The 15,274-nt window shown below is 68.9% G+C and carries 12 protein-coding genes and 2 pseudogenes; 6 read left to right on the top strand and 8 right to left on the bottom strand.

Annotated elements, in window-relative coordinates:
* Positions 1–25 precede the first annotated feature (25 nt).
* Positions 26–853: a glutamate ABC transporter substrate-binding protein gene (locus tag NLI01S_RS14380; protein WP_067604636.1), complete on the top strand. Its 828-nt coding sequence runs from the start codon at positions 26–28 to the stop codon at positions 851–853.
* A 119-nt stretch (positions 854–972) separates the two neighbouring features.
* Complete coding sequence (locus tag NLI01S_RS14375) at positions 973–1,272, top strand: DUF6221 family protein (protein WP_067604611.1); 300 nt, start codon at positions 973–975, stop codon at positions 1,270–1,272.
* Positions 1,273–1,548: 276 nt separating this feature from the next.
* Here NLI01S_RS14375 and idi read toward each other — a convergent pair whose 3' ends face one another.
* Positions 1,549–2,106, bottom strand: a complete 558-nt coding sequence (idi, locus tag NLI01S_RS14370; protein ID WP_067604609.1) for an isopentenyl-diphosphate Delta-isomerase — start codon at positions 2,104–2,106, stop codon at positions 1,549–1,551.
* A gap of 197 nt (positions 2,107–2,303) precedes the next feature.
* On the opposite strand from idi, the gene NLI01S_RS14365 reads away from it, so the two are divergent.
* A complete protein-coding gene (locus NLI01S_RS14365; protein WP_067604635.1) occupies positions 2,304–3,770 on the top strand; it encodes an SDR family oxidoreductase in 1,467 nt (488 codons plus the stop codon).
* 9 nt (positions 3,771–3,779) lie between these two features.
* On the opposite strand, the gene NLI01S_RS14360 is transcribed toward NLI01S_RS14365, so the two are convergent.
* From NLI01S_RS14360 to NLI01S_RS14350, 3 genes are all read right to left on the bottom strand, one after another.
* Positions 3,780–4,793 carry a zinc-binding dehydrogenase gene (locus NLI01S_RS14360; protein ID WP_067604607.1) on the bottom strand — a complete coding sequence of 338 codons (1,014 nt, stop codon included), beginning with the start codon at positions 4,791–4,793 and terminating at the stop codon, positions 3,780–3,782.
* A gap of 141 nt (positions 4,794–4,934) precedes the next feature.
* Positions 4,935–5,585: a response regulator gene (locus tag NLI01S_RS14355; protein WP_067604634.1), complete on the bottom strand. Its 651-nt coding sequence runs from the start codon at positions 5,583–5,585 to the stop codon at positions 4,935–4,937.
* The gene (locus NLI01S_RS14350; RefSeq protein WP_067604605.1) at positions 5,582–6,802 is read right to left on the bottom strand and encodes a sensor histidine kinase; all 1,221 of its coding nucleotides are present in this window, start codon (positions 6,800–6,802) and stop codon (positions 5,582–5,584) included. Before NLI01S_RS14350 ends, NLI01S_RS14355 begins: the two co-directional genes overlap by 4 nt.
* A gap of 149 nt (positions 6,803–6,951) precedes the next feature.
* Between NLI01S_RS14350 and NLI01S_RS14345 the strand changes: the two genes are divergently transcribed.
* A complete protein-coding gene (locus NLI01S_RS14345) occupies positions 6,952–8,142 on the top strand; it encodes a DUF418 domain-containing protein (protein WP_307601690.1) in 1,191 nt (396 codons plus the stop codon).
* A 38-nt stretch (positions 8,143–8,180) separates the two neighbouring features.
* Here the strand turns inward: NLI01S_RS14345 and NLI01S_RS14340 are convergent.
* Both NLI01S_RS14340 and NLI01S_RS25285 read right to left on the bottom strand, forming a co-directional pair.
* Positions 8,181–8,459, bottom strand: a pseudogene (locus tag NLI01S_RS14340) (molybdopterin synthase sulfur carrier subunit); the annotation flags it as partial.
* 1 nt (position 8,460) lies between these two features.
* Positions 8,461–9,152, bottom strand: a pseudogene (locus NLI01S_RS25285) (hypothetical protein).
* A gap of 523 nt (positions 9,153–9,675) precedes the next feature.
* Here NLI01S_RS25285 and NLI01S_RS14335 point away from each other — a divergent pair.
* Both NLI01S_RS14335 and NLI01S_RS14330 read left to right on the top strand, forming a co-directional pair.
* Positions 9,676–10,269: a TetR/AcrR family transcriptional regulator gene (locus NLI01S_RS14335; RefSeq protein WP_067604603.1), complete on the top strand. Its 594-nt coding sequence runs from the start codon at positions 9,676–9,678 to the stop codon at positions 10,267–10,269.
* 275 nt (positions 10,270–10,544) lie between these two features.
* Entirely contained in the window at positions 10,545–12,812 is a 2,268-nt protein-coding gene (locus NLI01S_RS14330) for a tetratricopeptide repeat protein (protein WP_067604601.1), read from the top strand.
* Here NLI01S_RS14330 and NLI01S_RS14325 read toward each other — a convergent pair.
* Together NLI01S_RS14325 and NLI01S_RS14320 are read right to left on the bottom strand one after the other, a co-directional pair.
* Positions 12,784–13,677, bottom strand: a complete 894-nt coding sequence (locus NLI01S_RS14325) for a hypothetical protein (protein ID WP_067604599.1) — start codon at positions 13,675–13,677, stop codon at positions 12,784–12,786. The genes NLI01S_RS14330 and NLI01S_RS14325 overlap by 29 nt on opposite strands.
* A gap of 50 nt (positions 13,678–13,727) precedes the next feature.
* Positions 13,728–15,125, bottom strand: coding sequence for a hypothetical protein (locus NLI01S_RS14320; RefSeq protein WP_157091034.1), 1,398 nt, complete (start codon positions 15,123–15,125; stop codon positions 13,728–13,730).
* Positions 15,126–15,274: the final 149 nt, after the last annotated feature.

Genomic DNA, 15,274 nt, shown 5'->3' with positions numbered 1-15,274 from the left:
CGGTCGGATGGAGGTGAACACGCACATGTGGTTCGGACGTCCTCGCGCGTGGTCCGTGGCGGCATTGGTCGCCTCGGCGGCGCTGGTGTCCCCCGCCTGTTCGGCGCAGGTGCGGGAGTCCCTGGTGGACGCGGAGTCGTTGACCATCGGGGTCAAGGCCGACCAGCCCGGGTTGGGCCTGGACGTGGAGGGGGAGATCGTCGGGTTCGACGTGGACGTGGCCCAAGAGATCGCCGAACGGTTGGGTGTCACCGACGTGGAGCTGGTAGGGGTCACCTCGGCCGAACGCGAGGACAAGCTGATCAGTGGCGAGGTGGACATGGTCGTGGCGACCTACTCCATCACCCCGGCCCGCAAGACCGAGGTGACCTTCGGCGGCCCGTACTACGTGGCCAAGCAGGACGTCCTGGTGCACGCCGACGAGAGCGAGGTGTCCGGGGTCCATGACCTCGAGGGGCGCAGCGTCTGTCAGGGGGAGGGCTCCAACTCGGTGCGGCGGATCACCGACGGACTCGGGATCGAGGTGTCCGAGCTACAGGAGGCGAAGAGTTACAGCGCCTGCGTGGAGCGTCTCGCCGAGGGGGACGTGGACGCGGTGTCCACCGACAATTTGATCCTCGCCGGTTACCTCGCCGAGAACCCGGACGGTTTCCGACTGGTCAACAATCCCTTCACCGACGAGAAGTACGGGGTCGGATTGCCCTATGGCGACGTGGCCGCCTGTGAGGCCGTGAACAAGGCGGTCGGAGAGATGTACCAGGACGAGACGGCGTCCGAACTGCTCGACAAGTGGTTCGGCGAGACCGGCCTCGAAGTGGTCCGCAGCGTGCCCCAATTCGAGGGGTGCGACTAAGCGGGAAGAGCACTCGGAGAACAGCGGTCGACGGGGGTCTGCCGGGGTGGCTCGAATGAGCCTTATGGCAGATACTGAACCTTATGTAGCGAATTGGGGGACAGAGGAGGGGTTGTCCGTTGACCATCGTCGAGTTCCTGAAGGAACGTCTCGATGAGGACGAACGCGCGTCCAAAGCCGTACCCGTGGGTTCGCGCGGTCGGGAGAGAGCCCTGGCCGAAGTCGCGGCCAAACGCAAGATCGTCCAGGGCTACACCGAGGCGCACGCCGAGAGCATGCGCATCCTGGACGCCTCCGGAACGGCCGCGAAGGTCAAGGGCGATCCCTGGTCGGAATTGCTGGCCTGGCGGCTCGCGGTGAAGTACCTGGCCGCCGTCTACCGAGGCCACCCCCGCTACGACCCCACCTGGGAGGACTGACCGCCCAGGTGGGGACGGTCGCTGGGCCCGCACCACGGGGGGTCACCCGTTCGGGGCCGGAGAGCCTGGGTTTGTTCCAACACTGTGCAAGAGGAGTCGAGCCGCTAGCGAGGAACGAGCGTCAGGCGTGGACGACGATGCTGTGTCGCTTGAAACCCGAATCCCTCTGCAAAGGCCCCGAACCCCCCGACAAGGCTGCGCCGTAGGCGTCCGTTGAGGGTTGGTGGCGGGTGATGGGCGGGACGAAGTGCTAGCGGAGGCCCTGAAACAACCCGATCAACCCCTCCGTACCGCGTTCAGACGCGGGATCTGCTCGACGGCCCACGGACTGATCGTCCAGGGGGCGCCTTCGGCGAGGGCGACCACGCCATCCCAGTCCGCCCACGCGTATTCGGCCACCTCGTCGGGGTTCGGAGCGGGTTCGTCCTCGGTGCGTGCCCAGAACACCGGGCAGAACTCGTTCTCCACGATGCCCTCGGCCGAGATCGCCCGGTACCGGAAGTCCGGCAGGGCGTCGGTGATCTCGGTCAACCCGATCCCCAGTTCCTGTCGCGCCCTGCGGCGGATCGCGTCCGGAATCGACTCCTCCGGGGCCGGGTGGCCACAGCAGCTGTTGGTCCACACCCCCGGCCAGGTGGTCTTGCCCAGTGCGCGACGGGTGAAGAGCACCCGGCCGTCCGGGCCGAAGATGTAGCTGGAGAACGCCAGGTGCAGCGGGGTGTCCTCGGTGTGCACGACGGCCTTGTCCGCCGAACCGGTGGGGCGGTGCTCCTCGTCCAGCAGCACCACGAATTCGCGCTCCGCCGTACTCGGTCCGGAAACGGGCCGGGACATGGTTCCTCCCTCATCGGCGGACACCTCTCGTGCCGCACATGTCGACGCTGACTCCCACATGCTCCCTCATGGTCGCCTCTCATGGGCGCGAATACGAATCAGGTGGTCGGAGGAGCCGGGCGTCCCGGTCCGAATCTGCGCATAAGGTTCCTGTTGGCCCGGCCAAGCGGGCATCAGGAACAGCGGCGGGTGTGGTGATGACGGAGACGATGACCAGGGTGACGGCCGACGGGATCGACCCGGAGGAGCTTCGGAGGTGCCTGGAGGTCCTCGCGAAGGCCGAGAAGCTGCCTCCCGACCACGAGGACTCGCTCACCCTGCAACGGGCCACCTCCGGTCTCTTCAAGGCCGTCAAGGAACGCCGCCGTAAGGAACGCCGAGCCGCGGAGAAGCTCCACGACAGCTCCGTCATGGCCGCCACGGCCACCGCGGCGCCGGACCGGATCGACGACGAGACCAACGGTCGCGCGCTCACCAGCGGCACCACCGGAGCACTCGCCGGGGTGCTGCGCAAGGCCCGTCCCTGTTACGTGTGCAAGCAGAAGTACCGCGAGGTCGACGCCTTCTACCACCAGCTGTGTCCGGGGTGCGCGGCCTTCAACCGGGAACGCCGCAACGCCCGGACCGACCTCACCGGTCGCCGTGCCCTGCTGACCGGTGGCCGCGCCAAGATCGGCATGTACATCGCGCTGCGGCTGCTACGCGACGGCGCCCACACCACCATCACCACGCGCTTCCCCAACGACGCCGTGCGCCGCTTCGCCGCGATGCCCGACAGCGACCGGTGGCTGCACCGGCTCGACGTCGTCGGGATCGACCTGCGCGACCCCGGCCAGGTCCTGCGGTTGGCCGACTCGGTGAGCGAGCGCGGGCACCTGGACATCCTCATCAACAACGCCGCGCAGACCGTACGGCGCTCGCCCGACTCCTACGCTCCGCTCATCGCCGCGGAGGCCCGACCGCTCACCGGAGACGGCCTGCCCGAACCCCTGGTACTCGGAGGTGTGCGCCCACAAGCCCTGGAGGGCACCGACGAGGCGGACATCGCCCGCGTCGCGCCGCACACCCTCACTCCCGAGATGCTCACCTCACTGGCGTTGACCACCGGCGCCGCCCATCCCGACCGGGTCCGTGCGGGCGGCGCGATCGACGCCGGTGGTCTCGTCCCCGACCTGGCCCCGGTCAACAGCTGGACGCGGACGACAGGGGAGATCGACCCCGTGGAGATGCTCGAAGTCCAGCTGTGCAACGTCAGTGCCCCGTTCCTCCTGGTGAACCGGCTGCGCCCTGCGCTGGCCGCCTCCCCGGCCCGTCGTACCTACGTGGTCAACGTTTCCGCGATGGAGGGCGTGTTCGGTCGCGGTTACAAGGGGCCCGGGCACCCGCACACCAACATGGCCAAGTCCGCGCTGAACCAGCTCACCCGGACCAGCGCCGAGGAGATGTTGGAGTCCGACGGCATCCTCATGACCAGCGTCGACACCGGATGGATCACCGACGAACGCCCGCACCCGGACCGGGAGCGCCTCGCCGAGGCCGGGTTCCACGCTCCGCTCGACCTGGAGGACGGGGCGGCGCGCGTCTACGACCCGATCGTCCGCGGGGAGCTGGGCGAGGACCTGTACGGCTGCTTCCTCAAGGACTACAGGACCGGCGACTGGTAGGTCGCGGGCTCAGGGCAGCAGGATCAGGCGGACCGGTGATCCGAACCGTCCGGCCAGTCGTTCCACCGCGCCCGGGGCCCGTTCCAGCGGGAACGTGTCGCTGATGGACCGGGAGAACTCCACCCGTCCGGCGCGCACCAGGTCCACCAGCTCCACCACGTGCGCGGGCTCGGAACCGTGGTGGCCCAGGATCCGTTGGCGCAGGTAACCGAAGCGGGTGCCGCCGGAGACCTCCAACGGCTTGTCGGCCAGTCCGACCAGCACGAGCCGCCCGTGTTCGCCCAGGACACGGGTGGCCTGTTCCCGGACGGTCGGTGCCCCGGCGAAGTCGAAGGCGACGTCCAGCCCGCGCCCGTGGGTGAGCTGTCCGATCCGAGTGAGGAAGTCCGGGGCCGTGGGATCGAGGGCTTCGTCGGCGCCATGGTCGAGGGAACGCTTGCGCGCGATCTCGTCGGGATCGGCGACGATGATCGGGGCCGCGCCGACCATCCGCAGCAGCTGGACCGCGTGGACGCCCAGACTGCCCGCGCCCCACACGCACACCGCCTCCGCGGCGCGCACGTCGCCGGTGGCGGAGACCGCGGCCCAGGCCGTGGCCACCGCGCCCGGGATGATCGCCCCCTGTTCGAACGGCAGGGCGTCGGGGATCGGAACGAGGGTGTCCTCGTTGGCCAACACGTACTCGGCCCATCCTCCGTCGTAGTCCACCCCGCGGGTGAGCAGCCGGCCACGGTGGTCGTGTTCGTCGGTCCGGAGCGCCACCCTGCCGCCGACCTCGTGGCCCAGGACCTCCGTGCCGACCTCCACGATCTCGCCGGACACCTCGTGACCCGGGGTGACGGTATCCCCCCGAAGGTAGAGCGGGGACAGATCGCCCTCGACCAGGTGTACGTCGGACGGGCAGATCCCCGCGGCCCTCACCCGGATCAGCACCTGTCCTCGACCAGGTACCGGTTTGGGGACGTCGGTGACCTTCAGGGTCCGGTCGGTGATGTTCAACCGGGCCGCACGCATGGTGGCCATGGGGTATTCCTCGCAGACGTGTCGTCGTAACGCGATTCCCCACGATCATCACGCTCCGCACATGAGTCCGTACGGGGGCGACACGGGTCATAAGGGTCAGAACCCGCTCACTTTTTTGTCAAGCGGGACAGTTCAGGCGACTCAGGCGACCAGACCGTTGCGATGCGCCCAGATGGCGATCTCCACCCGGTTGCGGGCGCCGAGCTTCTCCTGCACCCGGGCCAGGTGGGTCTTGACCGTGCTCACGGTGACGTACAGTTCCGCGGCGACCTCGGTGTTGGTGAGACCACGCGCCACCTCGCGCACGATGTCCAGTTCGCGGGCGGTCAACCCTCCCGGGTCGGGTTCGGCCCTCCGTGCCGTCGGCCGAGTGAAGTGCCGCAGCAGTCGCACGGTGATCCGTGGCGACACCAGGGCGTCGCCGCGCGCCGCGGCCCGCACCGACTCGATCAGCAACGCCGGCCCCGCGTCCTTGAGTAGGAAGCCCACGGCGCCGCCGGTCAACGCGGCGTGCACGTATTCATCCAGGTCGAAGGTGGTCACCACGACCACCTTCACCGGGTCGTCGAGCCCCGGCCCGGCAAGCCGACGGGTGGCCTCCAACCCGTCGATCCCGGGCATCCGGATGTCCATGAGGACCACGTCCGGGCGGAGTTCCCGGGCCAGACGGACCGCGTCCACCCCGTCACCGGCCTCGCCCACCACCGCGATGTCGTCCTCGGCGTCGAGCATGTAGCGAAAACCCGTCCGGACCATGCTCTGGTCGTCGGCGAGCAGTACCCGAATCGTCAAGGTGTTCCTCTCCTGGGGACCGGGATCGTCGCCGACACCGTCCACCCCCGTCCGCTGGGGCCGGCGGACAGTTCTCCGCCGAGCACCCGGGTCCGTTCTCCCATCCCGACCAGACCGTGACCGCCCCCGGCGGGACCAAGGCCCCTCGCCCCGCCCCGGCCGTCGTCCACCACACGGAGCGTCACCTCGTCGGAGTCGGCCCGCACGTCGATGTCGACCCGGGACGCCCCGCGCGCGTGGCGCAGCGCGTTCGTCACCGACTCCTGCGCGATCCGCCAGACCGCGGTGCCGACCGCCGCGGGCAGTTCCGGTACCGGCCCCTCCAACCGCACCGACACTTCCGGGCGTCCGTGTTCGGCCGGTGCGGCGAGCGCCCGCAGTCCGTCGACCGGGTCGGACGTCAAGAGGGCTTCCTCCGGACCGCGCAGCCGAGAGACCATGCCGCGCATCGACTCCAGGGCCCGAGTACCCGCCTCCTCGATCTCCGGCAGGGCCTCACCGACCAGTTCGGGCCTGCGGTCGGCCACGTGCCGCAGCGCCTGGACCCGCACCACGATCCCGGTCACCTCGTGCGCCACCACGTCGTGCAGGTCCCGGGCGATCGCCAGCCGTTCCTCGGCGCGGACCCGGTGTACCCGGGTCCGCCGGTCGGCCGCGCGCCAACGCAGGTACGCACCGGGCGCCAACCCCATCAGCACCATCGACAACGCGGCGGTCGGTTCGAGCATGAAGGATTCACGCAGGTAGTCGGACAGGGGCACGAAGAAGCACATGACCGATACCGACAGGATCTGCCAAGGGCGACAGCGCAGGGCGGTCAGGGAGAGCATGATGAGCAGACCGAGCATCTCCGCTCCGGCCATGGAGTATCCGAACACTCCCATCGGAAACGGCCACAGCAGTACCGAGGCCCCGAGCACCACCGTGGACACGAGTATCCCGGCGGCCATGGTGGCCCATGGACCGACCCGTGGCCACACCACCAGGGAGACCACCAGCGCGCACACGGCCCCCGATGCCCAGGGCACGAAGTCCATGGCGGAGTGCGGTGGTCCCAACCAGTCCTCCATCGCACGCGATCGGAAGACCTCGTGCAGGTCCTCCACGGATACCACGAGCATCGCGACGACCAGCCCCGCCGCCACCAACCACGACAGGGTTCGGGATCTGCGTTCGACGAAGGCGTACAACCTGTTGGTGAGGGTGGCACGGTTCATGACGCCCAAGGTTAGGTCGCCGGCTCCCCTGCGGGGGTCGGCCGAAGGTATGAGGCGAGCCGGCGGTCGTCTCGGCTTTTCGGTGGATGTGCGCGAAGCGGTGCGCGGGCGACGCTGGACCCCTCGTTGAAACCGAAGGGGGCGCCACCTTGACCACAGCCACGAACCCGGACGCCGCGCCGGCCGGCGGTGATTCCGCGCCGGTCGTGTCGGACACCGGTCGACGGGTGGCGTTCCTCGACGTCGCCCGCGCGGTCGCGATGATCGGTGTCGTCCTGATGAACGCGACCGCCGTCGTCTTCCCGGCCGAGATGGCCGGTGAACGTGAACCGAGCGTTCTCACGTCGATCCTGGACACCGGGCTGAACCTGCTCATGTCCGGTGATGCCCGGGCCATGTTGATGGTGCTGCTGGGGGCGGGATCGGTCCTGGCCTGGGGCTCGGTCGCCCGACGCGGTGGGCGCCCCATGGCGACCATGCTCCGCCGGTACGTCGCCCTCGGTGTGCTCTTCGGGATCCCGCACCTGCTGGTGTTCAGCGGGGACATCCTCACCCACTACGCGCTCGCCGCGCTGTTCCTCGCCCCGCTGCTGCCGCTGATGACGGCGGGGTCGCAGAACCGGCCGCTGTGGTTCGCGATCGGGGCGTTCCTCCTCTCGCCGGTGTTCGAGCCCTTCATGGGTTCGGGGTTGATCCAGGGCATGGTGATCGGACCGATCCCACAGACCCTCGGGTTCTTCTGCGTGGGCGCGTGGCTGGCACGGCGCCCCGAACTCTCGTCGGACTCCACGGGACCGAATCGGCTCATCGCCCCGATGATCTGGGGCGGACTGCTCGGACAGGTCCCGGGGATGGGCCTGATGGTCGTCTCCGACCTGCTCTTCCCGAGGGAGTTCGATGCCGACGGCATCCCCATCCTGGGCCCCGATGGTGTCCCGGTGACCCCGCTGCCGGCCGAGATGATGATCAACCTCTCGTCCACGCTGACCGGCCTGGGCGGGGCCCTGTTCTACCTCGGGCTGGTGTGGTGGCTGCTGCGTCGTGACGGTGCCGTGGCCCGAGCCTTGGGCGCGCTGGCGCCCCTGGGCCGGATGACGCTCACCGTCTACCTGGGCAGCACCGCGGTGTTCCTGCTGATGAAGCCCTTCGAGGGCGAGGTGCCCATGCTCGCGCAGTACGCGCTGGCCACCGGCTACTTCGTGGTGATGGCCCTGGCCGCCCGCTGGTGGCTGAGCCGGCTTCGACCGGGCCCCCTGGAATGGGTCTGGCGTAGCGTCACCTACCTTCGCCCACAGGAATTGCGTTGCGAGAGTCCCGCCGCGACGGTGCCGGGCAGGTGAGAACGGCGGGTCCCATGGTTTCGGTGTGAGGATTCAGCCCCGGCCACGGAGGGCAGCAGCCGCACGTCGGCGCCCTCGTGGACCGGGGCGTCCAGGTCGCCCAAAGCCCGGCACTCGTCCTCTCCCACGAAGACGTTCACGTATCGGCGCAGCTCACCGCGATCGTCCCGGATCCGTCGGTCCAGCCCCGGGTGGCGGTGGGTCGGCGCGTCCAGCACCCCGCGCAGCACGGTGTCGTCATCGACCTCCAAGGGCACGTGGGCGGCCCCGTCGGCGGCGGCGCGCAACAGCCCTGGCAGGTGTACGGTCACCCGCATCTCACACCTCCACCGCGCGTACGGACAACACGTCGGGAAGGTGCGCGGTGACCTGGTGCCGGCGATCGCCGTCGTCCGTGGTCGCGTACACGTCGCCGTCGCGGGTACCGAAGTAGGAACCGGGCACGTTCGCTCCGTCGGCGCAGGCCGCGTCGCGCAGCGCGATCCCGAGTAGGGACCCTGTGGCAGACCGTCGTCGACCGCCCGCCACGTGGCTCCGGAGTCGTCGGTGCGGTAGGCGCTCAGCCGGTTGCCCGGTGGCAGGTGCACCTCCTGGCTCACCACGGGGAGGTTCCACGCCGACTCCGGGCGGTGCGGGTGGGCGACCACGGCGAAACCGAGGTCGGTGGGCAGCCCGGTCTCGATCCGGCTCCATCCAACGGTGGCGGGGCGGAGCTGTGGTGGACCCCGTGGTGGTTCTGCGCGTAGAACGAGCCGTCGGAGGCCGCCGCCACCCGCGCAGGGGAACCATTCCGCACGGTGGGGGTGTTCCCACAGGGCCCTGCCCAGGGTGAAGCTGTCGCCACCGTCGGTGGATCGGAACAGCGCGTGCGGTTCCACATCCGCGTAGACGGTGTCGGCGTCGTCGGCCTCGTCGAGTCGATGCGGACCGTCCGGTTCCCACGTGCGTCGATCCTCGCCGCGTGCGGTGAACAGTCCCTTGCGTGTGCCTATGAGCAGGAGATATGCCATGTGGCACCCCGTGGCGTGAGCCAGGTCTCCACCGTTGCGCGGGGCGCCGCCAAGCCGGGATCCCGACTGGAGGGAGGTCATCGGAAAGTGAAGACCGGGTGTCCGATACGTGCCGACAGGCGATCGATCGCGCTGTGTGGAGGGTTTCCGGACGTCTCGGAAAGTTAATAGTAAGGAACCCGAACGGTTTACCCTCGATGGTTTATACGAGGTTTCGGGGAACTCCTGGGAAAAGGGCGCCCCAAGAGGCATAACTTCCGCCAGGGGGGAACCCTTTCCGAGCAGGGGTTCCCGGTCAGAGGAAGGCGGTTGCCACTCCCATGCCTCTTTGCAATAAAATCCCGGGCCAACCGGTGGTTAGCCGAAGCTCCCCCAGGCCCACGGTCGCCGGTCGTATCCCACCCCTCCAACAGCCCGGACGATTTCCCGCTCTCTCGGTCTCCTGGTTCGTTTCGGGACCACCGTCCCTATGGACGGCCCCGCGTACCAAGAAGGACCGAGTTCCCATCGATAGGGTCGCCTCATGCAACACCCCCCGGACACGCTCCACGCGCGCAAACGACGTAAGGCGCGGGCCACGATCGTGTCAGCCGCCTTCCAACTCTTCTCCGAACACGGATTCGACAACGTGACCGTCGCGGCCATCGCCGAGCGGGCCGAGGTCGGCCGCACCACCTTCTTCCGGTACTTCGGCGACAAGCAGCAGGTCCTCTTCGCCGACGACGCCGCCGAGGTGGATCACATGTGCGCCTATGTTCGGGCCAAGTCCGGGCGCTCGCCCGGCACCGACCTGGCCGCGGCGATCGGCCTGATCCGGGAGGCCGGCGCGGTCGCCCGGCCCCACGCGTCACTGTCGCCGGCGCACTCGGCGGTGTTGGTCCGCCTGCTCCGGGAGAGCGTGGACCTGCGTTCCCGTTACCTGCTCACCCGGCAGCAACGGGCGCTCCGTCTCGCCGGAGCCCTGGTCGAGGCGGGAACGGAGGAGAGCACCGCGGTCCTGGCCGCGCACACCGCCATGGCCTGTGAACTGACCGCCATGAAGCTGGCCGACAGCCCGGACGCCTTCCCACACCGCATGGACGAGGCACACCGGATGCTCCGCACCCTGGGGAGCTGAGCCGCCGGAGGGCCATCGCCTCAGACGTCGTGCTCGCGCACCAGATCGGTGAGCCGACGACCGAAGGACACCACCGGCCGCCATGCCCACGGCGCTCATACCCCAGACCACCGTGCGCATGGCGGCGTCCGACCCAACAGGTGGTCGGGGAGGATGCGCCGCCAAGGGGTGCCGCCTGAGTCGGGTACCGGGAACACACCGTGACCGGTACCGGACAACCCGTCCCGACCTGTGGGGCTGGTGGGCGCCGTCCTTCTCGGCCAGGATGGGGCGCTGTGAGCGGCACATACAACACCTCCCACGGTCAGAACCAAGGCGTCCACATCCAGGCGGGTGTGGTCCATGCCTCGATGGACCTCCGTCAGAGCACCGCGAAGGCCATCCGGATCGTCCCTCAGCGCGAGACCACCCTCTTCCAGAACCGGAACGACGAACTGGCCGCGCTCGACGCCCGACTCGACCACGCCCTGGAGTCCGAACAGAGCCTGCTGCTCAACCTGGTCGGGCCGCCCGGCATCGGCAAGACCACCACCGCGCTCACCTGGATCCTGCGGAACCGCCGCCGTTTCGGCCACGCCCAGCTCGCCGCGGCCTGCGGCGGAGACCCCGGGGAGGGGCAGGGGCGCGGCATCGAGGAACTGTGCGACCAGTACCTGCACGCGGTCGGGGTGGACACCGAGGCCCCCGGGCTCGGCACCTTCCAGGGCAAGCTCAACCGGTTCCACCAGGAGATCGCCGAACAACCCGTGGTGGTGCTCCTCGACGACGTGCGCACCGCAGCCCAGGTGCAGCCGTTCCTGTCCGACCTGGCAGGCATGGTGGTGGTCGTCACCAGCCGCGAACCCGTGCCCGGGCTGGCCCAACGCCGACCCGTGGTCCTACCCCTGGGCCCCCTCGCGGACGAAACCGTCGCCGCGCTGCTTCAGGACCTGATCGGAGACGAACGCCCGGCCCGTGAACCCGAGGCCTTCGCCCGGCTGGTCCGACTGTGCGCCGGGGTGCCGCTGCTGGCCGGCCACACCGGTGGACTGCTCAGCGACGAATCCAGGCTCGCCATCGCCGACCTGGTCTCCCGGATGGAGGACGCGGGTCGTCTGGCCCACCTGGAGGAGGCCGCCCGGACCGTCACCCGCCCGGCCGCCGTCTTCGACGTGTTCTACCGGGAGCTCGCCCCCGACGCCCGGCTGCTGTACCGGGCCCTGGGGGTGCACCCCACTCGGGACTTCGACCGTTGGCTCGCCCGGGCGGCCTTCCCCGGGGACGCCGACCCCGCAGACACCGGCAAGGGCGAAGCGGCCCTGGACGCGCTTTTGCGCCGAGGTCTGGTCAAGGTGGACCGGGCGGGTCGCTACGTCATGGAGGACCTCACCTACGAACACGCGCGGCTGGTCGCCGAGCGCGAGGACCCCGCCGAACGCCGGGAGGTCCACCGGCGCTTTGCCGACTACTACCTGTACGGTGCCGTCGCCGCGGACCGGGTGCGCACCGACCGCTGGCGGGTCAGTGATCTCTACGAGGCACAGGCGCCCTGCTCCCTGCCGGACTTCCGGTCCACCGAGCACGAGGCCGAAGCGGTGGGCTTCGACGCCTGGCTCGAACGCCGACGCCATGTCCGTGAACGCAGTGCCCGACAAGGTGTGGGCGTTCCGAGCCCCGACGAGTGGTTCGAGGCGAACATGGACGCCATCTTGGCCTTCGTCCATCGCTCCGGACGGATCTGGCGGGGCACCCGCCCGGCACCTGGATACGCCGGTGTCATGGCCGAGGCCACCAACGGGTACTTCACCGCCAACGGGCGCGTCGACGAACGGCTCACCCTGCTGGACGCGGCCGAACGCGACGCCGAGGGGAACGGCGACGCCCTGGCCCGGGTCCTGGCCCAGCGCGGCGAGGCGATGCTCGGGCAGGGACGCCTGGCCGAGGCGCGCACGTACCTGGAACGCTCCTTGGCGGCCGCTCGCGGTGGTGGGGCCGACCCGCGCGGTCAGGGCGCGGCCCTGGAATGGCTGGGGATCCTGGAGCGTCGTGAAGGCGACGCCGGAGCCGCCCGCGCCCTCCTGGAGGAATCGTTGCCGCTGCTCGACCACACGCGCCCCAAAGCGCTCGGGTTGCACCACATGCACATGGGCGACGTGGCGCTTCTGGCCGAGGAGCCTCGACGAGCCCTGGAGTGCTACCGGACCTCGTTGTCGTTCTTCCGCGAGCACGCCGTCACCCGGAAGCGGGACCAGGCCAACGAGGCAAGCTCCTCGTCAACCAGGCCCGCATCATCGCAGAGGAACACCCCGACCAGGCGATCGGATTGCTGGAGGAGGCCCTGGACCGTTTCGTGTCCGCCAACCGCGCCTACCAGGTCGGCAAGGTCCTGGAACGCCTCGGCGACCTCGGTCGGGGACCGGGGGAGCGGTGGGAACGGGCGGTGGAGGTCTTCGAGCTGGTCGGTGCCGCCGCTGCCGCCGGCCGTGTTCGGGACAAGATCGAGGGCCGGGCCTGAACCGACCCGGCCGCGCCAGGTCAGTCGAAGAGTTCGTCGGCGTCGGTGATGCGGGACTTGAAGGCCTTGTCCAGCCAGTCATCGAGCCGGCCGATGTCGTCGCACTCCTCGATGCGTCGCCGTGAGTCGAGACTGATGGTCGCCGAGGTGGCTTCCAAGAAACGGATCAGCGTCTCCTGCTTGCCTTCCGCGCGGCCTTCTTCGCGGCCTTCTTGACGACCCTCTTCACGGCCTTGGCCGACGTACTTGCGGGCGAAGTCGCTCTGCCACTCGTAGGTGCCGGTCGCCATCAGGTCCTCCCACATTTTCCGTGCCGCAGCGTTCAGCTTCGACTCGATGTAGTCATTGTAAAGAAGTTGGGTGTGTTCGGGCAGCTTGTCCAGAGCGGCTTCGGCTGCTTTGAGGACCGGTAGGTGCGACCCATGGGCCGCAGCCGAGAGTACGGCCAGTTCCGGGAAGGCCCGAGCCTTCTCCAGATCGTCGATGTAGGGAGTGTTGCCGGGACCGAGGACCGCCGGCCTGAGGGTGGCGCCGCCGGTCTCGATCTCGATGGGGTGGCGTGCCCATCGTTCGGTGCCGATGTCCGGACAGACGATCATCAGGCGCACGGGGCAGCGCAACTGCTCACGCACGGTGGCCAGGTACAGGGGCCACGTGTAGGGCTTGTCGTCGTCCCGGCCCTGTTGGACCTCCGAAACGATGGCGAGTACTTTGCGGCCGCTCTCGTCGTACAGAACGACCACGTTGTCCGACTTGAACGACTTCGGCTTCAACCTGGTGTGATCACCGCATCCGAGCTCCGCGTGGGCGAAGTCGGGTACGGGGAAGCCGATGGTGTCGCGGAGCATGAGGGGGACGAGCTCAGGCCTGTTCTGGAGCAGGCGTACCTGGAGCTCGTGTTCGAATCCGGGCATGACAGGAAACTACAGAAAGTGACCGGCCCGTGTCCGGTAGAACGGAGAACTCAGCCCTTGGCCGTCTCGAAGGGGATCGTGAGGGTTCGTTCCTCGGAAACTCGCAGGTGGAGCGGGGCGAGTGCGGCGAGCATCTTCGGAGCGAGTGCGTGGCCGGAGGTGACCAGACGTTCGGCGAGCACACCGGTGACCAGGCCGGGGTCGTCGACGGGGCCGGTGAAGCGGACACACAGGAGTGACCCGTCGCGAGTGCGCAGGCGGACCTCCTCGGCCGAGTACACGGCGGTGAGCAGGGCGCCGAGGCGGTGCGCGAACACCGTCTCGGACCACAGGCGTTCGTCGGCGGGCAACGCCTCTTCGGCGATGGTGAGGACGTCGGCCGCCGCGGCGAGTCGGTGGTCCATCTCGGCGTCGGAGCAGACGAGGACGCCACCGGGTTCCGGCGCGGGACCGCGATGCACGGCGAGACCGTCGTCGGTGGGCCGTACCCGGACCCAGAGGGAGGTCGGCTCCGGGCTCTGGATCTCGGGTTCCGGTGGTGCCATGAGGCGGGGTCGGCCGGGCGGGGGAGTGGCGCCCATGAGGCGGTAGGCCTCGGCGCGGATGAGGTCGAGGGCCCGACCCGGGGCGGAACTCACCCAGGTGAGGGCGGTCTCGTGGGTGAGTTCGCGTAGTTTCTCGGCCTGCTCGAACTGGGGCACGAGGGGCGCGTGGGGATCGAGCGGGTGGGCGACCTCATAGAGCCGTCCCAGGGCGGATTCCGGGTCGACGGAGTCTCGGCCGTCGGTGCTGAGGAGGACGGGCCGGCCGAGGGCGGCGGCGTAGACGCTCACGGACCCGTGGTCGGAGAGCACGAGGTCGGCGGCGATGACGGCGGCCCGCCAGCCCTCGTGGGGTGGGATCAGGAGGAGGCCGGAGCGGAGGGCCTCGTCCTGCCAGATTCTGATCTGGCGCGGCCCGTGCGAGGACCAGACGTTCGGGTGCAGGACGAGCGCGACCCGATAGTGGTCGTAGGGAAGCCGGGCGAGTAATTCGGTGATGACGCTCGGGTGGCTTCCGTAGAGGGATTCGTCCTTCCAGGTGGAATTGACGGTGATGAGTTTTTGGCCGTGGCGTAGGCCGAGGGCCTTTCGATAGGTGAGTCGATGGGGCACCCCGGCGAGCAACCGGTCGTAGCAGGGATCACCGGAGAGGAAGGCGACCGGGAGCGCGTCGGGGCAGCCTTGGGCGAGGCGGTCGAACTGTTCGCTGTGCGAGAGGGCGATGGAGCTGGGGACCAGCCGCCCCTGGTGTTTGAGGGTGTTGTCGGAGAGCCCGAAGACCTTCTGACTCCTGACTCCTGACTCCTGACTCCTGACTCCTGACTCCTGACTCCTGACTCCTGACTCCTGACTCCTGACTCCTGACTCCTGACTCCTGCAACCATTTTTTATTATAACCGTTTCCATGGGGAATCCGCAGGATTTTTGTTTTTAATTCATGAAGGTCGTCCCCGAGGCTCGCGGTGATCGCGAGGTCGAATTCCGTTTCCTTCGCCTCCTTCCAGGAAATGTGTCGGATCTGCGCTTCTCGGAGGTATTCGTCGAGACCGTTGGCG

Source organism: Nocardiopsis listeri NBRC 13360 (assembly GCF_001570765.1).
Lineage (GTDB): Bacteria > Actinomycetota > Actinomycetes > Streptosporangiales > Streptosporangiaceae > Nocardiopsis > Nocardiopsis listeri.
Note: the sequence above shows the minus strand (reverse complement) of the source record. Positions and strands in the feature narration are given on the sequence as shown.